Source organism: Streptomyces sp. NPDC012510 (genome assembly GCF_042955065.1).
Taxonomy (GTDB): domain Bacteria; phylum Actinomycetota; class Actinomycetes; order Streptomycetales; family Streptomycetaceae; genus Streptomyces.
In genome coordinates this window covers 106,210-130,522 of sequence record NZ_JBIBEN010000023.1, presented here as the reverse complement: position 1 = coordinate 130,522, position 24,313 = coordinate 106,210, and the positions used below count along the sequence as shown (strand labels likewise).

The 24,313-nt window shown below is 70.7% G+C and carries 22 protein-coding genes; 13 read left to right on the top strand and 9 right to left on the bottom strand.

Annotation, left to right across the window (positions count from 1 at the left end; translation table 11 throughout):
* Positions 1–14: 14 nt before the first annotated feature.
* From ACFY9I_RS33765 to ACFY9I_RS33755, 3 genes are all read left to right on the top strand, one after another.
* The gene (locus ACFY9I_RS33765) at positions 15–677 is read left to right on the top strand and encodes a DUF3105 domain-containing protein (RefSeq protein ID WP_391008532.1); all 663 of its coding nucleotides are present in this window, start codon (positions 15–17) and stop codon (positions 675–677) included.
* 48 nt (positions 678–725) lie between these two features.
* Positions 726–1,346 (top strand): DUF305 domain-containing protein, encoded by a 621-nt coding sequence (locus ACFY9I_RS33760; protein WP_391008531.1) that lies wholly within the window; start codon positions 726–728, stop codon positions 1,344–1,346.
* 90 nt (positions 1,347–1,436) lie between these two features.
* Positions 1,437–3,191: an NAD+ synthase gene (locus ACFY9I_RS33755; protein ID WP_391008529.1), complete on the top strand. Its 1,755-nt coding sequence runs from the start codon at positions 1,437–1,439 to the stop codon at positions 3,189–3,191.
* A gap of 443 nt (positions 3,192–3,634) precedes the next feature.
* Here ACFY9I_RS33755 and ACFY9I_RS33750 read toward each other — a convergent pair whose 3' ends face one another.
* The 4 genes from ACFY9I_RS33750 to ACFY9I_RS33735 form a co-directional block, all read right to left on the bottom strand.
* Positions 3,635–3,895 carry a hypothetical protein gene (locus ACFY9I_RS33750; RefSeq protein WP_391008527.1) on the bottom strand — a complete coding sequence of 87 codons (261 nt, stop codon included), beginning with the start codon at positions 3,893–3,895 and terminating at the stop codon, positions 3,635–3,637.
* A 41-nt stretch (positions 3,896–3,936) separates the two neighbouring features.
* Positions 3,937–4,986 (bottom strand): endonuclease/exonuclease/phosphatase family protein, encoded by a 1,050-nt coding sequence (locus tag ACFY9I_RS33745; protein ID WP_391008525.1) that lies wholly within the window; start codon positions 4,984–4,986, stop codon positions 3,937–3,939.
* 186 nt (positions 4,987–5,172) lie between these two features.
* On the bottom strand, positions 5,173–5,808 hold the full coding sequence (locus ACFY9I_RS33740) for a TetR/AcrR family transcriptional regulator C-terminal ligand-binding domain-containing protein (RefSeq protein WP_391008523.1): 636 nt from the start codon (positions 5,806–5,808) through the stop codon (positions 5,173–5,175).
* Positions 5,809–5,867: 59 nt separating this feature from the next.
* Positions 5,868–7,445 carry a DHA2 family efflux MFS transporter permease subunit gene (locus tag ACFY9I_RS33735; protein ID WP_391008522.1) on the bottom strand — a complete coding sequence of 526 codons (1,578 nt, stop codon included), beginning with the start codon at positions 7,443–7,445 and terminating at the stop codon, positions 5,868–5,870.
* A gap of 208 nt (positions 7,446–7,653) precedes the next feature.
* On the opposite strand from ACFY9I_RS33735, the gene panB reads away from it, so the two are divergent.
* The 3 genes from panB to ACFY9I_RS33720 all read left to right on the top strand — a co-directional run bounded on the left by panB (position 7,654) and on the right by ACFY9I_RS33720 (position 10,786).
* The gene (panB, locus tag ACFY9I_RS33730; protein ID WP_391008520.1) at positions 7,654–8,541 is read left to right on the top strand and encodes a 3-methyl-2-oxobutanoate hydroxymethyltransferase; all 888 of its coding nucleotides are present in this window, start codon (positions 7,654–7,656) and stop codon (positions 8,539–8,541) included.
* Positions 8,542–8,945: 404 nt separating this feature from the next.
* A complete protein-coding gene (locus ACFY9I_RS33725; protein WP_391008518.1) occupies positions 8,946–9,971 on the top strand; it encodes an ATP-binding cassette domain-containing protein in 1,026 nt (341 codons plus the stop codon).
* The gene (locus ACFY9I_RS33720; protein ID WP_391008516.1) at positions 9,968–10,786 is read left to right on the top strand and encodes an ABC transporter permease; all 819 of its coding nucleotides are present in this window, start codon (positions 9,968–9,970) and stop codon (positions 10,784–10,786) included. Before ACFY9I_RS33725 ends, ACFY9I_RS33720 begins: the two co-directional genes overlap by 4 nt.
* 6 nt (positions 10,787–10,792) lie before the next feature.
* Here ACFY9I_RS33720 and ACFY9I_RS33715 read toward each other — a convergent pair whose 3' ends face one another.
* Positions 10,793–14,266, bottom strand: a complete 3,474-nt coding sequence (locus ACFY9I_RS33715; protein WP_391008514.1) for a BTAD domain-containing putative transcriptional regulator — start codon at positions 14,264–14,266, stop codon at positions 10,793–10,795.
* 230 nt (positions 14,267–14,496) lie between these two features.
* Here ACFY9I_RS33715 and ACFY9I_RS33710 point away from each other — a divergent pair, with 230 nt between their 5' ends.
* Positions 14,497–15,297, top strand: coding sequence for a site-2 protease family protein (locus ACFY9I_RS33710; RefSeq protein WP_391008512.1), 801 nt, complete (start codon positions 14,497–14,499; stop codon positions 15,295–15,297).
* Here ACFY9I_RS33710 and ACFY9I_RS33705 read toward each other — a convergent pair.
* From ACFY9I_RS33705 to ACFY9I_RS33695, 3 genes are all read right to left on the bottom strand, one after another.
* Complete coding sequence (locus tag ACFY9I_RS33705) at positions 15,284–15,469, bottom strand: hypothetical protein (RefSeq protein ID WP_391008510.1); 186 nt, start codon at positions 15,467–15,469, stop codon at positions 15,284–15,286. The genes ACFY9I_RS33710 and ACFY9I_RS33705 overlap by 14 nt on opposite strands.
* Before the next feature lie 72 nt (positions 15,470–15,541).
* Entirely contained in the window at positions 15,542–16,291 is a 750-nt protein-coding gene (npdG, locus tag ACFY9I_RS33700; RefSeq protein WP_391008508.1) for an NADPH-dependent F420 reductase, read from the bottom strand.
* Positions 16,292–16,745: 454 nt separating this feature from the next.
* A complete protein-coding gene (locus ACFY9I_RS33695; protein WP_391008506.1) occupies positions 16,746–16,976 on the bottom strand; it encodes a hypothetical protein in 231 nt (76 codons plus the stop codon).
* 88 nt (positions 16,977–17,064) lie between these two features.
* Here ACFY9I_RS33695 and map point away from each other — a divergent pair, with 88 nt between their 5' ends.
* Positions 17,065–17,922 carry a type I methionyl aminopeptidase gene (map, locus tag ACFY9I_RS33690; protein WP_391008504.1) on the top strand — a complete coding sequence of 286 codons (858 nt, stop codon included), beginning with the start codon at positions 17,065–17,067 and terminating at the stop codon, positions 17,920–17,922.
* Between the two features lie 212 nt (positions 17,923–18,134).
* Positions 18,135–18,803: a biliverdin-producing heme oxygenase gene (locus tag ACFY9I_RS33685; protein ID WP_391008502.1), complete on the top strand. Its 669-nt coding sequence runs from the start codon at positions 18,135–18,137 to the stop codon at positions 18,801–18,803.
* A 141-nt stretch (positions 18,804–18,944) separates the two neighbouring features.
* Here ACFY9I_RS33685 and ACFY9I_RS33680 read toward each other — a convergent pair whose 3' ends face one another.
* Positions 18,945–19,589: a PhzF family phenazine biosynthesis protein gene (locus ACFY9I_RS33680; RefSeq protein ID WP_391008500.1), complete on the bottom strand. Its 645-nt coding sequence runs from the start codon at positions 19,587–19,589 to the stop codon at positions 18,945–18,947.
* 379 nt (positions 19,590–19,968) lie between these two features.
* On the opposite strand from ACFY9I_RS33680, the gene efeO reads away from it, so the two are divergent.
* Genes efeO through ACFY9I_RS33660 form a run of 4 tightly spaced genes read left to right on the top strand, consistent with a single transcriptional unit; the run spans position 19,969 to position 24,304 of the window.
* The gene (efeO, locus tag ACFY9I_RS33675) at positions 19,969–21,120 is read left to right on the top strand and encodes an iron uptake system protein EfeO (protein ID WP_391008498.1); all 1,152 of its coding nucleotides are present in this window, start codon (positions 19,969–19,971) and stop codon (positions 21,118–21,120) included.
* Between the two features lie 2 nt (positions 21,121–21,122).
* On the top strand, positions 21,123–22,409 hold the full coding sequence (gene efeB, locus ACFY9I_RS33670; protein WP_391008496.1) for an iron uptake transporter deferrochelatase/peroxidase subunit: 1,287 nt from the start codon (positions 21,123–21,125) through the stop codon (positions 22,407–22,409).
* Between the two features lie 4 nt (positions 22,410–22,413).
* Positions 22,414–23,289, top strand: coding sequence for an iron uptake transporter permease EfeU (gene efeU, locus ACFY9I_RS33665; protein ID WP_391008495.1), 876 nt, complete (start codon positions 22,414–22,416; stop codon positions 23,287–23,289).
* Positions 23,246–24,304 carry a hypothetical protein gene (locus tag ACFY9I_RS33660; RefSeq protein WP_391008493.1) on the top strand — a complete coding sequence of 353 codons (1,059 nt, stop codon included), beginning with the start codon at positions 23,246–23,248 and terminating at the stop codon, positions 24,302–24,304. Before efeU ends, ACFY9I_RS33660 begins: the two co-directional genes overlap by 44 nt.
* Positions 24,305–24,313 lie beyond the last annotated feature (9 nt).

The following is a 24,313-nucleotide window of genomic DNA, read 5'->3' as shown; positions in this document are numbered from 1 at the left end:
TAAGGACGCACCCCATGGCTGCCAAGAGCAACAGCAGCGCCGAGCGCAAGGCGCGCATAGAGGCGATGCGCCGTGCCGAGCGCTCCCGCGAGCGTCGGAACCGGATCCTCACGATCGGCGCCAGCGTGCTGATAGTCGCCGGCCTCGGCGTCGGCGGGACGGTCCTGATCCGCTCGCAGTCCGACGACGGCAGCGGCAGCGTGGCCAGTGACTCCAAGTCGCCCGGCGAGTGGAAGACCGCGTCGGACGGCGTGAAGACCTGGAGCAGCAAGCTCACCCAGAACCACGTCACCAAGACCGTGAAGTACCCGATGGTGCCGCCGGTCGGCGGTGACCACAACCCGGTCTGGCAGAACTGCAACGGCGACGTCTACGACAAGGCCGTCAAGAACGAGAACGCGGTGCACTCCCTGGAGCACGGCGCGGTCTGGGTGACGTACAACGGCAAGGCCTCCGAGGCCGACGTCAAGGCCCTCGCGGAGAAGGTCAAGAAGACCCCGTACACGCTGATGAGCCCGGTCGAGGACCAGAAGGACCCGATCATGCTCAGCGCGTGGGGCCACCAGCGCACGGTGACCAGCGCGACCGACCCGAACGTCGACAAGTTCTTCGAGACCTACGTCCAGGGCAAGCAGACGCCCGAACCGGGTGCGGCCTGCACCAACGGCGTCTCCTGACGGCCGACCGTGACGACTGACGACGGCGGCCCTGGCACAGTGGGAAGCATGAAGCACATCGGTTGGATCGCCTCCGGGGCCGCGGCGGTGCTCGTCGCGGCCGGGGCGATCACGTACGCGGTCGCCGACGGCGACGAGTCAGGGCTGAAGGCCCCCGCCGCCGACTCCGCGGACGCGGGGTTCGCCCGGGACATGGCCGTCCACCACCAGCAGGCCGTCGAGATGTCGTACATCGTGCGTGACCGGACGGACGACGAGGAGGTCCGGCGGCTCGCGTACGACATCGCGCAGACGCAGGCCAACCAGCGCGGCATGATGATCGGCTGGCTCGATCTGTGGGGTCTGCCGAAGGTGTCCTCGGACAAGCCGATGGCCTGGATGGGCATGGGTGACATGGCCTCCGGCGAGGACGGTTCGCTGATGGCGGGCATGGCGACCAACGCCGAGATGGACAAGCTCGGCAAGCTCGACGGCAAGCAGGCCGAGATCTTCTTCCTGCAGTTGATGACCGACCACCACAAGGGCGGCATCCACATGGCGGAGGGCTGTGTCTCCAAGTGCACGGTCGGCGTCGAGAAGAAGCTCGCCGAGGGCATGGTCAACGGGCAGGAGTCCGAGATCTCGTTGATGACGGGCATGCTCAAGGAACGGGGCGCCGCGCCCCGGTAGCCGCAAACCCGGGGTGTTCCAAACGTGGGGTGTTCCAAACGTGGGGCGCCCCACACCCCATTGCGTCGCTTTGACGATTACACTGGGCGGGTGCCTCAACTTCGTCTCGCTTTGAATCAGATCGACTCGACGGTCGGCGATATCGCCGGGAACGCCGAGGCGGTCGTCCGCTGGACCCGGCACTCCGCCGAGCAGGGAGCCCATCTGGTGGCGTTCCCCGAGATGGTGCTGACCGGGTACCCCGTCGAGGACCTGGCGCTGCGCCAGTCCTTCGTGGAGGCCTCCCGCTCCGCGCTGAAGGCGCTCGCCGCGCGGCTCGCCGACGAGGGCTTCGGGGAACTGCCGGTCGTCCTCGGCTACCTCGACCGTTCCGAGTCCGCCTCGCCGAGATTCGGCCAGCCGGCGGGCGCGCCCCGCAACGCGGGCGCGGTGCTGTACCGGGGCGAGGTGGCGCTCACCTACGCCAAGCACCACCTCCCCAACTACGGCGTGTTCGACGAGTTCCGCTACTTCGTGCCCGGCGACACCATGCCCGTCGTACGGCTGCACGGCGTCGACATCGCCCTCGCCATCTGCGAGGACCTCTGGCAGGACGGCGGGCGCGTCCCGGCCGCCCGGTCCGCCGGCGCCGGGCTGCTGCTCTCCGTCAACGCCTCGCCGTACGAGCGCGACAAGGACGACACCCGGCTCGAACTGGTCCGCAAGCGCGCCCAGGAGGCCGGCTGCACGACCGCCTATCTGGCGATGATCGGCGGCCAGGACGAACTGGTCTTCGACGGCGACTCGATCGTCGTGGACCGGCACGGTGAAGTGGTCGCGCGGGCCCCGCAGTTCGCGGAGGGGTGTGTCGTCCTCGACCTCGACCTCCCGGCGGGCGCCGCCGAGCCGGTCACGGGCGTGGTGGACGACGGGCTGCGCATCGACCGGCTCGTCATCTCCGAGGAGCCGCTGCCCGCGTACGAGCCGGAGTTGACCGGGGGGTACGCGGAGCGCCTCGACGACGACGAGGAGGTCTACTCGGCGCTGGTGGTCGGCCTGCGGGCCTACGCGGCGAAGAACGGCTTCTCGTCGGTGCTGATCGGGCTGTCCGGCGGTATCGACTCGGCGCTGGTCGCGGCGATCGCGTGCGACGCGCTGGGCGCACAGAACGTGTACGGCGTGTCCATGCCGTCGAAGTACTCCTCGGACCACTCCAAGGGCGACGCGGCGGAGCTGGCGCGGCGCACGGGCCTGAACTTCCGTACGGTGTCGATCGCCCCGATGTTCGACGCCTACATGGCGTCGACGGAGCTGACGGGCCTGGCGGAGGAGAACCTGCAGTCGCGGCTGCGCGGCACACTGCTGATGGCGATCTCCAACCAGGAGGGCCACATCGTGCTGGCGCCGGGCAACAAGTCGGAGCTGGCGGTGGGGTACTCGACGCTGTACGGCGACTCGGTGGGCGCGTACGGCCCCATCAAGGACGTGTACAAGACGTCGGTCTTCCGGCTGGCCCGGTGGCGCAACCGGGCGGCTCAGGAGCGGGGCCAGACCCCGCCGATCCCCGAGAACTCCATCTCCAAGCCGCCGAGCGCGGAACTCCGCCCCGGCCAGGTCGACACGGACTCCCTGCCGGACTACCCGGTCCTGGACGCGATCCTGGAGCTGTACGTGGACCGCGACCAGGGCGCCGACGCGATCGTCGCGGCCGGGTTCGACCGGGAGCTGGTGACCAGGACGCTGCGGATGGTCGACACCGCCGAGTACAAGCGCCGCCAGTACCCGCCGGGCACGAAGATCTCGCCGAAGGGCTTCGGCAAGGACCGCCGGCTGCCGATCACGAATCGGTGGCGCGAGCAGGCGTAGCCGCCGGGGGTTTGCGCCCCCGCCGCCCCTGCCCGTCCCACCCCAGGGGCTGTGCCCCTTCGCCCCCCTCCGGCGCCTACCGGTGGAGGGGGCGGTCGGGTCTCGGCGAGTGCGGGCGGGATGTGGCTGATCGCGCAGTTCCCCGCGCCCCTGGGTGGGCGGCGGCTGGAGCACGGTGCAAGCGGGGCACTCGCACCTGCCGAGCAGTCCGCGGGCTCGCCGCCCCCGCTCGGCGCCCTCGGCGTGCCGTGCGCGCTCGCCGCCATGAGGACGCTGTTTCGCGAGGAGGCCTCGGAACCGCCTCGGCGGCACGCCGGAGCCGCGCCATCGCGGGGCCGGGCCGGTGTCCGGCCAGCACGTCGGCCCGGCCCGGGTCCGGCCAGCACGTCGGCCCGGCCCGCGTCCGGTCAGCACCTCAACCCGGCCCGTGTCCGGTCAGCGCCTCAACCCGGCCCGTGCCCGGTCGCTTCAGACGTGTGCCTGCTCCGCGTTTTCCGGTACCTGGGCCGCCACCACCCGGGCGCGAGGGCGATCGTCGCGGGGGGGGTGGTGGTGGGGCGGCGGGTGTCGACCGCGTAGGCCATGCCCGCGACGCCCAGGCCGATCACCGGGAGCCCGGCCCCCACGACCGCCGGGGCGGTCGTGCCGAGGCCGGCACTCAGGGCGAGGCCGCCGGTCCAGGCGGTGCCCGTGTTGGCTCTCAAGGGCCTGGCACGCCCCTGCGCACCCGCTCCGCCGGCTCCGGTCAGTTTCCGGACGTGTCGATCGTCACCCGCGCCGCCACCGGCAGGTGGTCGCTGCTCGTCTGCGGCAGGGTCCACGAGGCCGTCGGCTCCATGTCCCGGACCATGATCTGGTCGATGCGCGCCATCGGGAACGAGGCGGGCCAGCTGAAGCCGAAGCCGCTGCCCGCCGCGCCCTGGGTGGAACGCATCTGGGCGGTGACGGCGTTGAGGGCGCGGTCGTTCATGGTGCCGTTGAGGTCGCCGAGCAGGGCGACCTGCCGGATCGGCTCGTCGGCGATGGCCTCGCCCAGCGCGTCGGCGCTCTTGTCGCGCTGCCGGGCGGTGAAGCCGGCCTCCAACTTCACCCGCACCGAGGGCAGATGGGCGACGTACACGGCGACCGGGCCCTGCGGTGTCGCCACCGTCGAGCGCATCGCGCGCTCCCAGCCGAGCTTGATGTCGACGGGCTCGGTGTCGCTCATCCGGTACTTGCTCCACAGGCCGACCGTGCCGACGACCTCGTGGTACTTGTATGTCGCCGCCAGCGCCTTCTCGTACACCGGCACGGCGGACTCGGTCAGTTCCTCCAGGGCCACCACGTCCGCGCCGGAGGCGGCGACGTCGCGTGCCGTGCCGGCCGGGTCGGTGTTGTCCGCGTTGACGTTGTGGGTGACGACGGTGAAGTCGCCGCCGCCGCCGGACTTGCTGGTGACGAGTCCGCCGAAGAGGTTCAGCCAGACGACCGTGGGCAACAGGAGCGCGATCAGCGCGGTCGCCGACTTCCGGACCAGCGCGAGGACCAGCAGCAGCGGGATGGCGATGCCCAGCCAGGGCAGGAAGGTCTCGGTCAGACTGCCGAGGTTGCCGACGGCGTTCGGGACCTGGGCGTGCAGCACCATGATCAGCGCGACGAGAAGCGCGAGGACCGCGACAACGATGCCGCGCCGCCAGATCAGCGGATCTCCTCTCCAACCGCCGAAGAGGCGGCCGAGCAGGCGCCGGAACCGGGATCCTTCGCGGCCCTCGCCCGTGCCGCCGCCGCCCGTCTCCGTCATGTACGCCTGCGCCATACCGTCGCCTCACAACCTGCCGTGCACTTCGTCCCCCGCGCCTAAAGACCCTAGGGGATGATCGCCGTGGTTCCCGCCGCCCCGTTGCGGCCCTTCGGGCACGAGGACGAACAACCCGCTGTTCGGAGTTCCGAACCGGCGGACGGGTCAGGCGCTCTGTAACGAAACGCGCACATCGACTGTGACTCACCTCGCAGGAGGACGAAGCCCTTCGAGCATCGTGTCGACGATGCTCGTCGCGAGATCCTCGGGGAGTTCGGCGTCCGGGTGCAGGACGGTGCGGACGAGCATGGGGCCGAGGACGAGATCGCCGGCGAGGTCGATGTCCACGTCGGCTCGGAGTTCGCCGTTGGCCTGCCCCCGGCGCAGCACCTCGGTCAGGGTGCGGCGACGCGGGGCGACGACCTCGGCCTGGTAGGCGTCCCAGATCCTGGGGCTGCTCTTCATCTGCGCGATGACGTTGTGCAGGATCGCGGACGGCCGGTTGAGCAGTCCGCGTCGGCGCGCCCCCTCCAGGAAGACGACCAGGTCGTCGCGCATGGAGGTGCCGGGCAGCACCGGGTCCGGGGGCTCGGCGGCCCGCAGCACGTCGACGAAGAGTTCCTCCTTGCCGCTCCAGCGGCGGTAGATGGTCGCCTTGCCGACACCTGCGGTGCGGGCCACCCGTTCGATGGACAACTCCGCGAGCGGCACGCCCTCTTCGAGGAGCCGCATCACGCTCTCGGTGATGGACCGCTCGACGACCTCGCTCCGGGGCCGGCCCCGTACGGGGCTCCCGTCCGGGACCCGCCCGTCGTTGGCGTGGCTCTCGGCGAGGCTCAAGGTCTGACTCCGTCTCTCTGCGCCGCTCTGCGTGTCCTGGGGCAGGAGCGATTCTCCTCTCAGTGGTCCGCGGCCACCAACTCCGCTTCCTCCTCGCCCTTCCGGCCCCCCTGAGTCCGTCCCGGCAGGAACACCGCCATGGCCACCGCACCGGCCACCGCGATACCGGCTCCGCACAGGGCGGTCACATGCATGGCGTGCAGGAACGCGTCGTGGGCCGGGCCGACCAGGGTGTCACCCCGGTCGCCGAGACGGGCGGCGAAACCGAGGGTGGCCTCGATGGACTCGGCGGCGGCGTGCGGGGCACCGGCGGGCAGTTCGTCCTCGATGCCGCCGCGGTAGGCCGTGGAGAGCACCGAGCCGAGGACGGCGATCCCGAGGGCGCCGCCGACCTGTCGGAAGGTGTTGCTGAGCGCGGACGCGGAGCCGGCCTTCTCCCGGGGCAGCGCCTGCATGACGACGACGCTCAGCGGGGTCATGACGTGGGCCATGCCCGCTCCCATGAGGAAGAACATCACTTCGAGGATCCAGATCGGCGTGTCCGCGTCGAGCACGGCGAACGCGGCCAGCATCGCGGCGATCAGCGCCATGCCCGCCGTACACACCGCGCTGTTGCCGAAGCGCTCCACGACGAGGCGGGCGCGGGGCGCGAAGACGAGTTGCGCGACGGCCAACGGCAGCAGCAGCAGGCCGGTCTGGAGCGGGGTGTAGCCGCGCACGGTCTGGGTGTAGAAGACGGAGAAGAAGGTCACGCCCATCAGCGCGAAGAAGACCAGGCCTATGACGCCGATGGACGCCGAGAAGACCTTGTTGCGGAAGAACGAGATGTCGATCGACGGGTGGTCGCTGCGCTTCTCGAACACCACGAACGCGACGAGGACCGCGAGTCCGGCCCCGATCGTCCCGAGGACCGTGACATCGGCGAAGTCGGCGAGCTGGCCGCCCCGGATGATGCCGTAGACGAGGAGCACGAGGCCTACGACGGAGAGGAGTACGCCGACGGGGTCGATCCGGCCCGGATTCGGGTCGCGCGAGTCGGGGACCAGCCAGATCATCAGGCCCAGCGCCAGGGCGACGATCGGCACGTTGACCAGGAAGACCGAGCCCCACCAGAAGTGGTCCAGGAGGAGGCCGCCGGTGATCGGGCCGATGGCGATGGCGAGGCCGACGCCGCCCGCCCAGATACCGATGGCCTTCGGCTGCTCCTCGCGCTCGAAGACGTTCATCAGGACGGCGAGGGTGGCGGGCATCACGAAGGCGGCGCCGAAGCCCATCAGCGCGCGGAAGGCGATCAGCTCGGCCGGAGAGCCCGCCAAGGCGGCCAGCGCCGAGCCGAGGCCGAAGACGACGAGCCCGCCGAGCAGCACCTTCTTGCGGCCGAGGCGGTCGCCGAGCAGCCCCGCGGTGAACAGCAGTCCCGCGAAGACGAGCGTGTAGGCGTTGATCGCCCACTCCAGCTCGCCCTGGGTGGCGCCGAGACCGGTCGGAGGCGGGGTGGAGATCGTCTTGATGGCGACGTTGAGGATCGAGTTGTCGAGCACCACGATCAGCAGGCTCAGCATCAGCACACCGAGGATCCCCCAGCGGCGCCGGTGCACCGCCGCTGGAATCCGGGGGTCAGGGACTGCGGTAGTCATGCGGTCGAGGCTAACTCCATTTCGATACGAGACCGTCTCGTATCGAAATTCTTTTACCCAGATCTTACGTGCGCTCCCTTGTCGGAGTACCGCGCGCCGGAACGGTCACACGCACCTGCCCTAGCCGTCTCTGGCACGAGGTGCCACCATGGATGCGGTCCGGGGACGCCGTGAGGGCGCCTCGAGATGACATGAAGGAGCCGTTGCGATGACGCAGCTTTCCGCTGCCCAGAAGCAGCCTGGGCAGGGTGTACGGCCGGCCGGCGACGACGGTAGGGCGCTGTACGGCGGCAAGAGCACCCGGCGCATCACCGTCCGCGACATCACCGCCGCCAAGGAGCGCGGTGAGAAGTGGCCCATGCTCACCGCGTACGACGCGATGACCGCGTCCGTCTTCGACGAGGCCGGCATCCCGGTCATGCTCGTCGGCGACTCGGCGGGCAACTGCCACCTGGGGTACGAGTCGACCGTGCCCGTCACCCTCGACGAGATGACCATGCTCTCCGCCGCCGTCGTACGGGGCACCAGCCGCGCCCTGATCGTCGGCGACCTGCCCTTCGGCTCCTACCAGGAGGGCCCGGTGCAGGCGCTGCGCTCGGCCACCCGGCTGATCAAGGAGGCCGGGGTCGGCGCCGTGAAGCTCGAGGGCGGCGAGCGGTCGTACGAACAGATCCGGCTGCTGGTGGAGTCCGGCATCCCCGTCATGGCCCACATCGGCCTCACCCCGCAGTCCGTGAACGCGATGGGCTACCGCGTGCAGGGCCGGGGCGAGGAGGCCGCCCAGCAGTTGCTGCGCGACGCCAAGGCCGTCCAGGACGCGGGGGCCTTCGCGGTCGTCCTGGAACTGGTTCCGGCGGAGCTGGCCGCGGAGGTCACCCGGGTGCTCCACATCCCGACCGTCGGCATCGGGGCGGGCCCGGAGACCGACGCGCAGGTGCTGGTGTGGACCGACATGCTGGGGCTGACCGGGGGGCGGGTGCCGAAGTTCGTGAAGAAGTACGCCGATCTGCGGGCCGTCATGGGTGACGCGGCGAAGGCGTTCGCCGAGGACGTCGTCGGCGGGACGTTCCCCCAGGAGGAGCACTCCGTCCACTAGCCCGGAGAGTTCACTGAGCCATAGCGGTACCACTGCGGCCCGCCGATCTTCCCCCGTCGGCGGGCCGCGGCTTTGCCGTGGCCGGCGCGGGGAGGACTCGGGGGGTGCGTGTTTCGTCGGCGGGTGCGGGTGCGTGGGGGCCGTTCGCGCAGTTCCCCGCGCCCCTGAAAAAGCGGGGCTGCGCCCCTGCTTTTTCACCGGCCCGCAGGGCCGTGCTTTCAGGGGCGCGGGGAACTGCGCGAGAAGCCCCACGCACCCGCACCCGCACCCGCACCCGCACCCGCACCCGCCGATGAAACACGCACCCCCGAGTTCTGCCGCGCACTGGCGCCCCGCTACGCGTATCGGCGCCCTGTCGGCGGGCTGTCGGTGGTTTGTCGGCGGAGCCTGACACCGTCGTCCGCATGACACGAATCGACAAGGAAGCCAGCGGCGCGAAGGGCGCTGTCACCGTGCGGGGGCTGGTCAAGCACTACGGCGAGACCAGGGCGCTGGACGGTGTCGACCTCGATGTGCGTGAGGGCACGGTGATGGGCGTGCTCGGGCCGAACGGCGCGGGCAAGACCACGCTCGTACGGTGCCTGTCCACGCTGATCACCCCCGACTCGGGCCACGCGACCGTGGCCGGCTACGACGTCGTACGCCAGCCCCGCCAGCTGCGCCGGGTGATCGGCCTGACCGGCCAGTACGCCTCGGTGGACGAGAAGCTGTCCGGCTTCGAGAACCTGTACATGATCGGCCGGCTGCTCGACCTGCCCCGCAAGGAGGCGAAGAGCCGGGCGGGCGGTCTGCTGGAGCGGTTCTCGCTGACCGAGGCCGCCGGGCGCCCGGCGGCGACGTACTCCGGCGGTATGCGCCGGCGGCTCGACCTCGCCGCGTCCATGATCGGCAGCCCGGCCGTGCTGTACCTGGACGAGCCGACGACCGGCCTGGACCCGCACACCCGCAACGAGGTGTGGGCCGAGGTGAAGCGGATGGTCGGCGACGGCGTGACCGTGCTGCTGACCACCCAGTACATGGAGGAGGCCGAGCAGCTGGCCTCCCAGCTGACCGTGATCGACCGCGGGAAGGTCATCGCGGGCGGCCGGATCGAGGAGCTGAAGGCCCAGGTCGGCGGGCGGACGCTCCGCGTCCGCACGGCCGATCCGGTCCATCTGCGTCCGCTCGCCGACGACCTCGACGGCCTCGGTATCACGGGGCTCGCCACCACCACCGTGGACCCCGAGACCGGCACCCTGCTCGTGCCGATCCTCAGCGACGAGCAGCTCACCGCGATCGTCGGCGCGATCACCGCGCGCGACGTCACCCTCTCCTCGATCAGCACCGAACTGCCCAGCCTGGACGAGGTGTTCCTGTCGCTCACCGGCCACAAGGCCAGTGCGCCGCAGGACCCGGCCCCGTCCCCCGCCTACGAGAAGGCCGCCGTATGAGCACCGTGACCATGCCCCGCACCGGCGACTCCGACGGCCGGATCGGGCCGCGCGCCCACGCCCGGCACACCGGCGCGCTGTTGCGCCGCAATCTGCTGTGGATCCGCAACGACCCACAGTCGATCTTCGACGCGGTCCTCGTGCCGATCGTGTTCGCGCTGCTGTTCGTGTACGTCTTCGGCGGCTCCATCGGGCAGGCCCTGGGCGGCGGCCAGGAGCGCTATGTGCAGTACGTGATCCCGGGGCTGATGGCCATGCTGGGCCTGAACGTCGCCATGGGCGTCGGCACGGGCTTCAACGAGGACTTCCAGAAAGGCGTCATGGACCGCTTCCGGTCGCTGCCGATCGGCCGGTCCTCGGTGCTGCTCGCGAAGATCTCCGTCGAACTGCTGCGGATGCTGCTCGCCACGACCATCCTGCTGACCGTCGCCGTCCTCATCGGCTTCGACATCGTGAGCTGGCCGGGGCTGCTCGCCGCGGTGGGTCTGTCCGTCGTCTTCGGCTCGTCCCTGATGTGGATTTTCCTGGTGCTCGGCGTGACCCTGAAGAACGCGCAGTCCGTGCAGGCGATGGGCTTCCTGGTGCTGTTCCCGCTGCAGTTCGGCTCGTCGATCTTCGCGCCGACACAGTCCATGCCGGGCTGGCTGCAGGGTTTCACCGACTACAACCCGCTGTCCTCCCTCGCGGACGCGGCGCGCGGCCTGATGACGGGCGGGCCGGTCGCCCACGACGTGCTGCTCACGCTCGGCTGGTCCCTGGTGCTCACGGCGGTCATGGCACCGATCGCCATCCACAAATTCCGTACGAAGAGCTGACGCACGTCAGATCAGGGCGCCCGCTTCCTCCAGGGTGAGGCCCACGCCCTCGGCGTACGCGGCCTCGTACGCCTCGTCGCCGAGCCTGGCCCGGATCTCGGTCTCGGCGTGGGCGCGGCCCTCGACCTCCAGCGGGCTGGAGTGGTGGCCGGGCGGCAGCCGCGCGTCGGAGGCACCCAGGAGGCGGGCCGCGTCGCGGGCGCGGGCTCCGTCGTCCACGCCCGCGACGGCGACCGAGGCGGTCACGAGGTGGGCCGCGGGCAGTTGGGGGGTGATCGTCAGGGCCAGCGGGTCCATGGCCCGCTCGAACGCCTTCCGGACGCGTTCCCGCGCCTCGGCGTGGCGCCCGGCCATCGTCATCAGCCAGGCCTCCAGGCCGAGGACGAAGCCGGCGAAGAGTACGAAGTCGACGGCCTGGAACTCCTCGCGCAGTCGCGTGATGTGGTGCCACGCCTCGTCCAGGCGCCCGGTGCGGCCGAACCAGATGGCGAGGTAGAGGCGGGCCGCCGGCAGCGCCTCCTTGGGGGTGTCGTGCCGCGCCAGCACGTCGAGCAGCATCTTCTCGCCGACTTCGGCCTGGCCGCACTCCAGGAGCACATTGCCGAGCCGGACCCCGAGGACGCCCGAGTGGGCGTTCGTACCGACCCGTTCGGCGTAGGCGATGGCCCGCCGGTAGTCGGCCGCGGCAAGGTCGAACCGGCCCCTGTGCTCCAGGCTCATGGCGCGCGCCGCGAGCGCCTCGGCGGCACCCCAGGCGTCTCCGATCCGTTCGCAGAGCTCCAGCGCCTCGTCGGCGTCACGGGTGGCGTCGCCGCACCAGTCGCTGCGGTTGGCGAGGATGTTGGCCCGCATGTGCAGGGCCTGGGCCAGCTCCCAGGTGCAGCCCAGGTCGCGGGCGGTGGCGATGCAGGCGTCGAGCAGTTCCCGCAGGCGCTCCATGTCACCGGAGAGCAGGACGGCGTAGAACCACGTGGAGACCGGGAAGCGGCAGGTCTGCGGCTGGCCGGGGCGGTAGGTGTCCCGGATGACTTGGAGCTTCTCCTGGCCCTCGGGGGTCTCCCAGGCGGAGAGGTCCGTGTCCATGCAGGCGAGATGGATGAGGTGGACCGCGCGTCGGGCCTCGTCCCGCACCTCCGGGCGCATCGGCGGCGGGCTGCCGGTGAGGCTCTCGGGTACGTCGGGGACGGGGCGCGCCGGTGGGGTGAACGGGTTCGGGCCGAGCGCCATGACCTGGGTGGCCCAGTGCCGGGCCTCGGTCTTGAGATCTCGTATCTGCCAGTACCAGGCCAGCGACAGTGTCAGGCACAGCGCCTCCTGCTCGTCCCGTTCGGCGACCGCGTGCCGCAGGGCGGTGCGCAGGTTCTCGTACTCCAGCTCCAGCAGTTCGTTCGCCAGGCGCTGGCTGGAGACGCGGAGCAACGGGTCGGTGGTGCGGGCCAGTTCGCGGTAGTACGTGCGGTGGGCGCGCTCGGCGGCGGGGCGGGTGCCGGTCTCGGCGAGGCGGGCGCCGGCGTACTCGGCGACGGTCTCCAGGAGCCGGTAGCGCATCTCGCCGTTGGCCATGGGGGCCGCGACGACGAGGGACTTGTCGACGAGCGAGCCGAGCGCCTCCAGCGCGGCGGGGCCGCAGACGGCTTCGGCGGCGGCGAGGTCGCAGCCGCCGGCGAAGACCGACAGCCGGCACAGCACGTCCCGTTCGTCCTCGTCGAGGAGGTCCCAGGACCAGTCGACCACCGCGCGCAGCGTCTGCTGCCGGGGCAGGACGGTACGACTGCCGGAGGTGAGCAGCCGGAAGCGGTCGTCGAGGCGGTCGGCTATCTGGCGGGGCGTCAGCATCCGTAGCCGGGCCGCCGCCAGTTCGATCGCGAGCGGGAGGCCGTCGAGGCGGCGGCAAATCTCGGCCGCGGCCTCCGGGTCGTCGGCGACGGTGAAGCCAGGGCGGGCGGCGGCTCCCCGGTCGGCGAGCAGGCGCAGTGCGTGGGGTTCCGTCAGTGGTTCCACCGGGCGCACCAACTCGCCGGGTACGCCGAGGGGTTCGCGGCTGGTGGCGAGCACGGTCAGCGCCGGGCAGCGCTGGAGGAGTTGTTCGACGAGGTGGGCGGCGGCGTCGACGACGTGTTCGCAGTTGTCGAGGATCAGCAGCATGTGGCGTCTGGCGCAGTGTTCCGCGAGCCGGGCCAGCGGATCGGTCCGGCGGTCGGAGGCGACGCGCATCTCCTCGGCGCCGGCGCCGCGCAGGACGGTCTCGCGGGCGCCGAGTGCGGTGAGCACGGCCTCCGGGACGTCTCCGGGGTCCTCGACGGGGGCGAGTTCGGCGAGCCAGACGCCGTCCGGCATCGCCTCGGCGACCGCCTCGCCGGCCTCCTGCGACAGCCGGGTCTTCCCGGCACCGCCGGGGCCCAGGAGGGTGACCAGGCGGGTCGAGGTGAGGTCGCCCCGGATGGTGTCGATGTCGGTGTCCCTGCCGACGAAGGAGGTGAGACGGGCGCGGAGGTTGCCTGGGGGGCGGGTGGGTCCAGGCTGGGGTTGCGGCTGCGGCTGCGGCTGCTGTTGCTGTTGCGGCTGCGGCTGTGTCTGCGACCTGGGCTTTTCGCCCGCGCCGCCCCCACCCGTACCGTCCCCGTCGCGCCCGCGCGGCGGAGCCGCAGATGTCACGGCCTCGCGCCCCTTGCTCGGCTGGTCGCCGTCGCGCGGCGGAGCCGCCGACGTCACCGCCCCGGGCACCTGGCGGGGTGTGGGGACGAGTTGGGGGGCGGAGTTCAGCAACTCGATGTGCAGGCTGCGTAGTTCGGGGCCGGGGTCTGTGCCCAGGCGGTCTGCCAGGAGGGTGCGTATCTGGTCGTACGCGGCGAGGGCCTCTGCGGAGCGGCCCGTGGCGCGGAGCGCGCGGAGGCGGAGGAAGTGGAGGGGTTCGTCGAGGGGGTGGGTGTCGCAGAGCGCGGTGAGGTCGGGGAGGGCGGACTCGGGGCGGCCGAGGGCGAGCATGGCGGCGAGGCGGCCGCGCTGGGCGTCGAGGCGGCGGGTCTCCCAGCGGGCGGCCTCGGCGGTGCGGTCGGGAAGGTCGGCCAGCGGCGGCCCCTGCCAGAGCGCGAGCGCGTCGTCGAGGACGGCGGCCGCCTTGGCCGGGTCACCGTCGGCGAGCGCGCGGGCCCCTTCGTCCGCGAGGCGTTCGAAGCGGTGCAGATCGATGTCGTCCGGGGTGGCCGCGAGACGGTAGCCGCCGTACGCCGACTCCACGGCGTCGGCGCCGAGCGCCCGCCGTAACCGTCCGACCAGGGCCTGGAGCGCGGCGGGCGCGTCGGCGGGCGCCGCGTCCGCCCACACCTCGTCGACCAGCGCGGCCACGGGCACCTGGCGCCCCGGCCGCAGCGCGAGCACGGTCAGCAGGGCGCGCAGCCGGGCGCCCCCGACGGGGACGGGGGTGCCGTCGGACTGCAGTGCCTGGGTGGTGCCGAGGATGCGATAGCGCACGGGGTCCATTGTCTCCGTCGGGGGCGGGTTCGTGTGTCCGGTACATCGAGTCGGACGTTCCGCACGACCGTCGACCGTTCGTCCCCCACCTTCCTAGGAACCGGGAGGCGATCGCGAGACGTTTTCGGTATACGCCCGGTACCGTCGGGCAGTCCATCCGAGTGATCGACACGCGTCGAAGCGCCCCGAACAGGTGTTCGGCACGGTGTCGGTCGTCCGCCGAGAGCCCTAGGAGCCCCATGACCACCGCCGCGTCCCGCCGGAGCGACCGGAGGATCAGCCCCGTCTTCGTGGGGATCGTGGCCGTCATGGCGGTCACGGGATGGGCCACATGGACCGGGTTCGCCGAACAGCCCGGCCTGGCCGTCTTCCTCTTCGTGACCTCGGCGTGGATCGTCTCGCTGTGTCTGCACGAGTACGCCCACGCGCGCACCGCCCTGCACAGCGGCGACATCTCCATCGGCGCCAAGGGCTATCTGACCCTCAACCCGCTGAAGTACACGCACGCCCTGCTCAGCATCGTGCTGCCCGTCGTCTTCGTGATCATGGGCGGTATCGGTCTGCCCGGTGGCGCGGTCTTCATCGAGCGCGGTCGTATCCAGGGCCGCTGGAGGCACAGCCTGATCTCGGCGGCCGGCCCCCTGACGAACGTGCTCTTCGCGGCGGTCTGCACCGCGCCGTTCTGGCTGGGCGTCACGGACGGCGTCCCCCTGGCCTTCCTCTTCGCCCTCGCCTTCCTCGCGATGCTCCAGGTCACGGCGGCGATCCTGAACTTCCTGCCGGTGCCCGGCCTGGACGGCTACGGCGTGATCGAGCCCTGGCTGTCGTACAAGATCCGCCGCCAGGTGGAGCCGCTCGCGCCCTTCGGTCTGCTGCTCGTCTTCGCGGTGCTGTGGATCCCGGCGGTGAACGGGGTGTTCTGGGACGTGATCGACGCGTTCATGCGGGGCCTGGGGATCGAGGACCAGTTGTCCGACTGCGGCTACTGGCTCTACCGCTTCTGGCGCGAGGACAGTGACGTGTGCCTCACCGGGATGTGACGGCCCCGCGCTCCTGCTTGGCCTTCCGCGCGTAGTACCAGGTCATGTTGGACGACAGGCCCGCCATCAGCACCCACACCACGCCCAGCCAGCTACCCCGGGCGAAGGAGACCACGGCGGCGGTGACCGCGAGGAGACAGACGATGAGGGCGTAGACGGCGAGGCGGGGCATGGGGGTCGGCTCCTGGGAGGGCGGTCGGACGGGGTGCTACGGCATCCAGTGTCCCCCATGCCCCGGCGACCCCTATACGTCGGTCAGGCGGATGCCCGCGTGGGCCTTGTAGCGGCGGTTCACGGAGATCAGGTTGGCGACGAGGGCCTCGACCTGGTGGGCGTTGCGCAGCCGGCCGGCGAAGATGCCGCGCATGCCGGGGATACGGCCCGCCAGCGCCTGCACGATCTCGACGTCGGCGCGCGCCTCGCCGAGGACCATCACATCCGTGTCGATCTCCTCGATCTCGGGGTCTTCGAGGAGGACGGCCGAGAGGTGGTGGAAGGCGGCGGTGACCCGTGAGTCCGGCAGCAGGGCGGCGGCCTGTTCGGCGGCGCTGCCCTCCTCCGGCTTCAGCGCGTAGGCGCCCTTCTTGTCGAAGCCGAGCGGGTTGACGCAGTCGACGACGAGTTTGCCGGCCAGTTCCTCGCGCAGCGCTTCGAGGGTCTTGGCGTGCCCGTCCCACGGCACCGCGACGATCACGATGTCGCTGCGGCGGGCGGTCTCGGCATTGTCGGCGCCCTCGACGCCGTGTCCGAGTTCCTCGGCGACGCCCCGCGCGCGGTCGGCGGCCCGCGAGCCGATGATCACCTTCTGGCCGGCCTTGGCGAGCCGGTGGGCGAGACCCTTGCCCTGCGGTCCGGTCCCACCGAGCACGCCGACGACGAGCCCCGACACGTCCGGCAGGTCCCAGGGATCCTTGGCCGGGGCCTTCGCGGGGGCGGCGGAGGCCTGTTCGGCGGCCTGTCGGGTGGGCTGCTGTGCACTGTCGGTAGAGGTCATGGGCCGACTTTACGTGCGCCCCCCTCCGGCGTGGCGGCCAGGTGAGCGCGGTCACGGACACGCCCAGGTCGGCCGCCTCGCAAGACCGTCCGACCGCGTCCTCGTCGACGCGCACAGGCACGGGAACGGGAACGGGATGGGGAACGGGATCGGCGAGGCTCGCGCCGCCGTTGTCCGGAGTCGCCGTGGCGCATCAGGACCCGCCGGGACCAGCAGGACGCGGCCGGTGTCGAGCAGGACGGGGGCCGGGTTCCCGTGGCAGGGCGTCGTCGATCGCGGGCGACGCCCTGCGACGGATCTCGTGTCCGGTTGTCCGATTGCCCGGTTGTCCGCTTGTCCGGCCTCCGTCCATCGACCGCTTCACCGTGATCCCGATGCTCCCGAAGCCCTCCCGCCCACCGGCCCGCTGCTGGGAAGGACCGGGAAGGACCGGGGAGGACTGGGGAGGACGGAGTCAGGCGTCGTCCGAGCGCCCGGTGGGGGCGTCGTGCCAGCGTGGGTCGTTCTCCCATTCCGTGTTGCGTTCGCGGGCCGTCTCCATCGCGTGGGTGGCTTCCTCGCGGGAGGCGTACGGGCCCATGCGGTCCTTGCCGGGGCAGTCGGGGCCCTCCTCGACCTTCTTGTGTTCGAGGCAGTAGAACCATTCGCCGGGCTTGCCGACAGTGCGCCGTTTGAACAGGGGCATGACGTGAGTTCCTTTCACCAGTCACCACCGATAGCGACCGATCCGCCACCCACATGGTCCCCCACCACCGCTGGTTAAACTCGCTGCCATGTCTGGCCAGTCGCTGCTCGCACCGGGGAAGCTCTCCCCCACCCGTACCGTCCCCGGAAACATCCGCCGACCCGAGTACGTGGGCAAGCCCGCCCCGACTCCGTACACCGGGCCGGAGGTGCAGACGCCCGAGACGATCGAGGCGATGCGGATCGCCGGCCGGATCGCGGCGCGGGCGATGGCGGAGGCGGCGAAGCACATCGCGCCCGGAGTCACCACGGACGAACTGGACCGGGTCGCGCACGAGTACATGTGCGACCACGGCGCCTACCCGTCGACGCTCGGCTACCGGGGCTTCCCCAAGTCGCTGTGCACCTCGGTCAACGAGGTCATCTGCCACGGCATCCCGGACTCGACCGTGCTGCGCGACGGCGACATCGTCAACCTGGACGTGACGGCGTACATCGGCGGTGTCCACGGCGACAACAACGCCACCTACCTCGTGGGGGACGTCGACGAGGAGTCGAAGCTGCTCGTCGAGCGCACCCACGAGTCCCTCGCCCGCGCCATCAAGGCCGTCAAGCCGGGGCGGCAGATCAACATCATCGGGCGGGTCATCGAGTCGTACGCCAAGCGGTTCGGGTACGGGGTCGTGCGCGACTTCACGGGGCACGGGATCAACTCGTCGTTCCACTCCGGCCTGATCGTCCCGCACTACGACTCCCCGCACGCCACGACCGTGATCCGGACCGGGATGACGTTCACGATCGAGCCGATGCTCACGCTCGGGTCGTACGACTACGACATGTGGGACGACGGCTGGACGGTCGTGACCAAGGACCGCAGGCGCACCGCCCAGTTCGAGCACACGCTGGTGGTGACGGAGACCGGCGCGGAGATCCTCACGCTGCCCTAGATCCGCCGCCTCGCCGCAGCCTCGCTGCAGCCCGCCGCCGGCTTCCGCCGTGCGGCGGGTTTTTTCCTGCACGGATTCCAGGTGGGGCCGGTGGGGATTCGGGGTACGGTTTTTACCGACAGGGAGTCGGGATCCTGTTGACTTAGGTAAGCCTCACCAAGAAGACTGGCAGCAGGTTCTCGTCCCTTCCCGCATCGGCACCGGAGGCCTTCATGAACGCGTCGGTCGCATCGGACACGGCGTTCTCCACGCTGATCCGCACGGCTTCGCACGAGCAGCACACAGAGGCGGAGAGCACGACGTTCATGGGCGACATGCTGAGCGGAAAGCTCGGCGTCGAGGCGTACACGCGGTACACCGAGCAGCTCTGGTTCGTGTACGAGGCGCTGGAGAGCGCGGCGACCGCGCTGGCCGACGACCCGGTCGCCGGGCCGTTCATCCAGCCCGAGCTGATGCGGCTGGGCGCGCTGGAGCGGGACCTGGAGCATCTGCGCGGCCCCGGCTGGCGCTCGACGCTCACGGCGCTGCCGGCGACCGAGGAGTACGCGGCGCGGGTGGCCGAGTGCGCGCGTACGTGGCCCGGCGGTTATGTGGCCCACCACTACACGCGGTATCTCGGTGACCTCTCCGGTGGACAGATCATCCGGGACCGCGCCGAGAAGACGTGGGGCTTCGCCAGGAAGGGCGACGGGGTTCGGTTCTATGTGTTCGAGGAGATCGCCAACCCGGCCGCGTTCAAGCGGGGTTACCGGGGACTACTGGACCGGGTGCGGGCCGATGACCTGGAGAAGCAGCGGATCGTGAGTGAGTGCAAGCGGGCGTTCGCGCTCAACACCGCGGTCTTTCTTGCCCTGGGGCATGAGTTTCCGTTGACCGCGTGAGCGCTGCGCTCGCTCGGGCGGGGGATCAGTGCGGGTTCGTGGGGGCTGGTCGCGCCCGCGCGGCGGAGCCGCAGGCGTCACGGCCCCGCGCCCCGCAAAAGTTCCCTTGTGGGCGCCGCAAAAGTTCCCTTGTGGGCGCCCTCAGCGCTCCAGGAAGACTCTGCCGCCGACCTCCACCCAGCCGTGCGGCTGTGGTGCCGTCAGGAGTTGGGAGCCGGTGCCCTGGGTGATGTTGAGGGCTCGCCCCAGTTGGGCGGTGAGCTGGAGAGCGGCGGCGCCGGTGGCCTCGTCCTCCTCGATGCCGTCGCCCCGGCCGGGGAAGGCGCGGGCACGGACGCGGCCGGCTGCCTCGTCCTCCCAGGCCCAGGCGTAGACCCACTCGCCCGGCGGCGGGACGCGCAGGTCGTCGACCTCGGCGGCCGAGGCGTACTGGCGGAAGGTGCGGGGCGGGGCCCACTCCGGCAGGGCCTCGATCCAGCTGAACTCCCCGTCGAGGCGGGCCCCGACCAGCCCGGCCGGGGTGACCAGTTCGGGCACGTCGAGCAGCCAGGCCGTACCGACGCAGGGGTGGCCCGCGAAGGGCAGGCGCCGCGAGGGGGTGTAGATGTCGATGACACCGCGCTCGGGGTCGTCCACGAACACGGTCTCGCTGAAGCCGAGTTTGGCGGCGAACTCCTGGCGTTCGGAGCGGTCGGGCATCACGGAGCCCTCACGGACGACACCCAGTTCGTTGCCGTATCCGCCACGGGGTCCGCAGAACACCCGCAGCACATCGAAGTCGGTCACTCACGCATTGAAACACCTACCGGGCCCCCGGGGCTTCCCAGGTCACGGCGGCGCCGTCGTCGGGCTCCCCTCCTCCTCGCCGTTCCGGGGCACCGGTTCCATCGGAGGTGTACCGGCAGCCGGTCGAGGTGCTCCCGTATCCACGGACCGGCGATGTCCAGATCACACCGAAAACGGGGCTCTTGACCGCGAAATAGGGATCTTGACCGGCTCTTGACCTGACCATGAGGGCTGTTTTGAGCCACCGTGATCGAGCCGTGCTCGTGCCGCCCAGTGGAGAGGGCTTCACTGGGAGCACAGCTTTGGTGAGGTAAGCCTCAGATAACCAAGAGGTCGCCTCACCTTCTCTGTGTCCCCCTTGTCCTCCCTTGGAGCCGAAATGCGCCCCCTCAGACTCTCCGTCGTCACCGCCGCCACGACCGTCGCGGCCCTGGCCGCCGTCACCGGCTGCACAGAGAAGAGCGGTGCGGGCGCGGACGGGTCCGTCGCGGTGACCGCGACCGACACCACGTGCGAGGTGTCGAAGAAGGAGTTCCCGGCGGGCCACGTCGAGCTGGACATCGAGAACAAGGGCTCCAAGGTCACCGAGGTCTACCTCCTCTTCCCGGACGACCGGGTGGTCACCGAGCGCGAGAACATCGGGCCCGGCACCCAGCAGAAGGTCACGGCCGAGGTGAAGGAGGGCCGGTACCGGATCGCCTGCAAGCCCGGCATGAAGGGCGACGGCATCCGGCAGGACGTCACCGCCACCGGCAGCGGCAAGGTCGCGAAGCACGATTCCCGGCTGGACGAGGCCGTCGCCTCCTACCGCAAGTACGCGCAGACGCAGGCCGACGAGACGATCCCGCTGGTGAAGGTGTTCGCCCAGGCCGTCAAGGACGGCGACATCGAGGCCGCGAAGAAGGCCTACGCGCCCTCCCGCATCGGGTGGGAGCGCACCGAGCCGGTCGCCGAGTCCTTCGGTGACATCGACCCGTTGGTCGATGTGCGTGAGGACGGCCTGGAGGAGGGCCAGGACCCGGAGAAGGACTGGACCGGCTGGCACCGCCTGGAGCGCTCGCTGTGGAAGGACGGCAAGCTCACCGGCCGCGACTCCGAACTGGCCGACCAGCTGGTCACCGACCTGGAGGACTGGCGGGGGCGGGTCGGCAAGGCCGAGATCACCCCGACCTCCATGGCCAACGGCGCCAAGGAGCTCCTCGACGAGGTCGCCACCGGCAAGGTCACCGGTGAGGAGGAGCGTTACTCGCACACCGACCTCGTCGACTTCAAGGCGAACGTCGAGGGCGCCGAGGAGTCGTACGAGCTGTTGAAGTCCGTCGCCGCCGAGAACGACCCGGAGCTGACGAAGGAACTGGACAGGCAGTTCGCGGCGCTGAACACGCTTCTCGACAAGTACCGGGCTGACAGCACGGGGTACGACTTCGTCTCCTACGACAAGGTCGGCAAGGCGGAGCGCAAGGAGCTGTCGGACGCGGTGAACGCGCTCGCCGAGCCGCTGTCGCGGCTCGCGGCGGCGGTGGTGAAGTGACGATGAGCACCGAGAACTCCGCCGAGACCGAAGAGGCCGTCGACTCCCCCGCCCCGTCGAGGCGTTCACTCATAGGCTGGGGCGGTGCCGGGCTCGCGCTCGGTGCCGCCGCGGCCGGGGGTGCCGTCGCCGTGGCCCGTACGAGCGAGCAGGCCGCCCCCTCGGCGGCCGGCGGACCCGTCGCCTTCCACGGCGTCCACCAGGCCGGGATCGCCACACCCGTGCAGGACCGGCTGCACTTCGCCTCGTTCGACGTGGAGACGGACGACCGTGCCGCGTTCGTGAAGATGCTCAAGGACTGGACGGCCGCCGCGCGCCGGATGACGGCCGGGAGGGCGGTCGGTGAGGGCGCGTACGGCGGTCTGGCGGAGGCCCCGCCGGACGACACCGGGGAGGCGCTGGGGCTCAGGCCGTCCCGGCTGACGCTGACGATCGGCTTCGGGCCGTCGCTGTTCGACCGGTTCCATCTGGCCGGGCGGCGGCCCGAGGCGCTGGTGGACCTGCCGCAGTTCGCGGGCGACAACCTGGACAGGGCCCGCAGCGGCGGAGATCTGTGCGTCCAGGCCTGCGCGGACGATCCGCAGGTCGCGGTGCACGCCATCCGCAACCTCGCCCGCATCGGCTTCGGCAAGGTCTCCGTGCGCTGGTCCCAGCTCGGCTTCGGCAAGACCTCCTCGACGACTCCCGAGGCCCAGACGCCGCGCAACCTCATGGGGTTCAAGGACGGCACCCGCAACATCGCGGGTACGGAGACGGACCGGCTGAGGAAGTTCGTGTGGGTGGGTGAGAAGGACGTCGACGCCAACTCGGCCTGGATGACGGGCGGCTCGTACCTCGTCGCCCGGCGCATCCGGATGCACATCGAGCCCTGGGACAGGACCTCGCTGCAGGAGCAGGAGGACGTCTTCGGCCGGGACAAGGGCGAGGGCGCGCCGGTGGGCAGGGCGAAGGAGCGGGACGAGCCGTTCCTGAAGGCTATGAAGCCGGACGCGCACGTACGGCTCGCGCACCCCGACTCCAATCACGGGGCGACCATCCTTCGCCGTGGCTACTCCTTCACCGACGGCACCGACGGTCTCGGCCGTCTGGACGCGGGCCTGTTCTTCCTCGCGTACCAGCGTGATGTGCGGACGGGGTTCATCCCGATCCAGCGCAATCTCGCCACGGACGCGCTCAACGAGTACATCCAGCACGTGGGTTCGGCGGTCTTCGCGGTGCCGCCCGGCGTCCGGGACGCGGACGACTGGTGGGGCCGGGCGCTGTTCTCCGCATCGACGACCGAGGGCTGAGGCCGTGTTCGCGAACTATCTGATCGGTCTGCGGGAGGGCCTGGAGGCCAGTCTCGTCGTCTGCATCCTCATCGCCTATCTGGTGAAGACCGACCGCCGGGACGCCCTGAGGCCCATCTGGATCGGTATCGGCGTCGCCGTCGGACTCGCCCTGGGCTTCGGCTGCGTCCTCGAATTCGGCTCCCAGGAGCTGACGTTCCGGGCACAGGAGGCGCTCGGCGGCTCCCTGTCGATCATCGCGGTGGGCCTGGTGACGTGGATGGTCTTCTGGATGCGGCGCACGGCCCGCCATCTGAGGTCCGAGCTGCACGGCAAGCTGGACGCGGCCCTCCAGACGGGTACGGGCGCGCTGGTGGCGACCGCGTTCCTGGCGGTCAGCCGGGAGGGCCTGGAGACCTCGCTGTTCGTGTGGACATCGGTACGGATGTCGAGCGACGGCACCGAGGGCCCGCTGGTCGGCGTCCTGCTGGGCCTGGCGACGGCGGTCGTGCTGGGCTGGCTGTTCTACCGGGGCGCGCTGCGCATCAACCTGGCCAGGTTCTTCACCTGGACCGGCGGCATGCTCGTCGTGGTCGCGGCCGGTGTCCTGGCGTACGGCTTCCACGACCTCCAGGAGGCCGACTTCCTGCCCGGTCTGACGGACAAGGCGTTCGACATCACCGGGACGATCCCGCCGGACAGCTGGTACGGCACCCTGCTGAAGGGCGTCCTCAACTTCCAGCCCGACCCGACCGTCCTCCAAGTCACGGTCTGGCTCCTGTACCTGATCCCGACGCTCGCCCTGTTCCTCGCCCCGGTAGGGTTCGCCTCCGGGAAGGGGAAGGTGAAGATTCCTGATGAGCAGGGTTCGCGCGATTCGGAGCCCACGAAGGCTTCTTGAGGTTCGTCCGGTTCGTACCCGCGGGAGGTTCCTCGGACTGCGTGCGTACGGCCGTGGCGCGCTGGTGACCACGGCGGTGACCGCGCTGTCGTTGACGGCGAGCGGATGCGTGGTCGTGCGCGGCGACCTGGAGATCCTCCCCACGGCGACACAGGCGGAGGCGGCGCGGGCGCTGAAGGACTTCACCACCGCCTACAACGAGGCGGACAAGGCGTACGACCAGTCCCTGGACGCCTCCCGGGTCACCGGCGCGCTCGCCGACATCGACGGTGGCAAGCTCCGCTCGGGCGCGAAGATCAACCCGAGCGGCAACCCCGACCATGTCGCGCTGAAACTGGACGACGTCAGGTACACCATCCCGGAGAAGGCCGCCTGGCCACGCTGGTTCGTGGCGGACGCCACCGCCAACAAGGGCAATGCGTCGGACCGTTGGCTGTTCGTCTTCACCCGGGACGGGCTGACCGATCTGTGGGAGGTGTCCTTCCTCACGATCGTGTCCGCCAAGGACATGCCGGAGTTCAAGAAGGACGAGCAGGGCCACGCCCAGGTGGTCACGCCGGAGGACCCCGAACTCTCCGTCAAGCCCGCCGAGTTGCCCGACAAATACGTGACGTACCTGAAGGAGGACAGCGCCCTCTTCGCGGACGGCCCCTACACCTCCGAGGAGCGTGCCAAGCGTCAGCGGAACGCGGAGAAGCCGGGTCTGGCGCGGCAGTACATGGACGAGGCCCTGACCAACGGCGACTACGCGCCGGTCGGTCTGCGCACCACCGACGGCGGGGCGCTGGTCTTCTTCACCACCCGGCACTACCAGAAGCAGACAGCCGCGCCGGGAGTGGACATACCCGTCAATGACCCGGCCGTCCGTGCGCTGATGACGGGCGAGCCCAGGCAGTCGCTGACCCTGGAGTTCGTGAACAACCAGGCGGTGCTCGACCCCGCGAAGACGGAGTCCGACCAGCAGGTGAGGTTGCTGAGCCAGGTGGGTGGGCTCACGGGGGCGAAGGGCGAGTGACCGCCGGCC

Coding starts and splice junctions, on each gene's coding strand:
- ACFY9I_RS33715 (WP_391008514.1), bottom strand. CDS start 14,266: ATGGACCCCGTGCGCTATCGCATCCTCGGCACCACCCAGGCACTGCAG.
- efeO (WP_391008498.1), top strand. CDS start 19,969: ATGCGCCCCCTCAGACTCTCCGTCGTCACCGCCGCCACGACCGTCGCG.
- efeB (WP_391008496.1), top strand. CDS start 21,123: ATGAGCACCGAGAACTCCGCCGAGACCGAAGAGGCCGTCGACTCCCCC.
- ACFY9I_RS33660 (WP_391008493.1), top strand. CDS start 23,246: ATGAGCAGGGTTCGCGCGATTCGGAGCCCACGAAGGCTTCTTGAGGTT.
- panB (WP_391008520.1), top strand. CDS start 7,654: ATGACGCAGCTTTCCGCTGCCCAGAAGCAGCCTGGGCAGGGTGTACGG.
- ACFY9I_RS33735 (WP_391008522.1), bottom strand. CDS start 7,445: ATGACTACCGCAGTCCCTGACCCCCGGATTCCAGCGGCGGTGCACCGG.
- ACFY9I_RS33705 (WP_391008510.1), bottom strand. CDS start 15,469: ATGCCCCGCCTCGCCGTCTACGCCCTCATCGTCTGTCTCCTCGCGGTC.
- npdG (WP_391008508.1), bottom strand. CDS start 16,291: ATGACCTCTACCGACAGTGCACAGCAGCCCACCCGACAGGCCGCCGAA.
- ACFY9I_RS33695 (WP_391008506.1), bottom strand. CDS start 16,976: ATGCCCCTGTTCAAACGGCGCACTGTCGGCAAGCCCGGCGAATGGTTC.
- ACFY9I_RS33720 (WP_391008516.1), top strand. CDS start 9,968: ATGAGCACCGTGACCATGCCCCGCACCGGCGACTCCGACGGCCGGATC.
- ACFY9I_RS33760 (WP_391008531.1), top strand. CDS start 726: ATGAAGCACATCGGTTGGATCGCCTCCGGGGCCGCGGCGGTGCTCGTC.
- ACFY9I_RS33710 (WP_391008512.1), top strand. CDS start 14,497: ATGACCACCGCCGCGTCCCGCCGGAGCGACCGGAGGATCAGCCCCGTC.
- ACFY9I_RS33725 (WP_391008518.1), top strand. CDS start 8,946: ATGACACGAATCGACAAGGAAGCCAGCGGCGCGAAGGGCGCTGTCACC.
- ACFY9I_RS33685 (WP_391008502.1), top strand. CDS start 18,135: ATGAACGCGTCGGTCGCATCGGACACGGCGTTCTCCACGCTGATCCGC.
- ACFY9I_RS33745 (WP_391008525.1), bottom strand. CDS start 4,986: ATGGCGCAGGCGTACATGACGGAGACGGGCGGCGGCGGCACGGGCGAG.
- map (WP_391008504.1), top strand. CDS start 17,065: ATGTCTGGCCAGTCGCTGCTCGCACCGGGGAAGCTCTCCCCCACCCGT.
- ACFY9I_RS33765 (WP_391008532.1), top strand. CDS start 15: ATGGCTGCCAAGAGCAACAGCAGCGCCGAGCGCAAGGCGCGCATAGAG.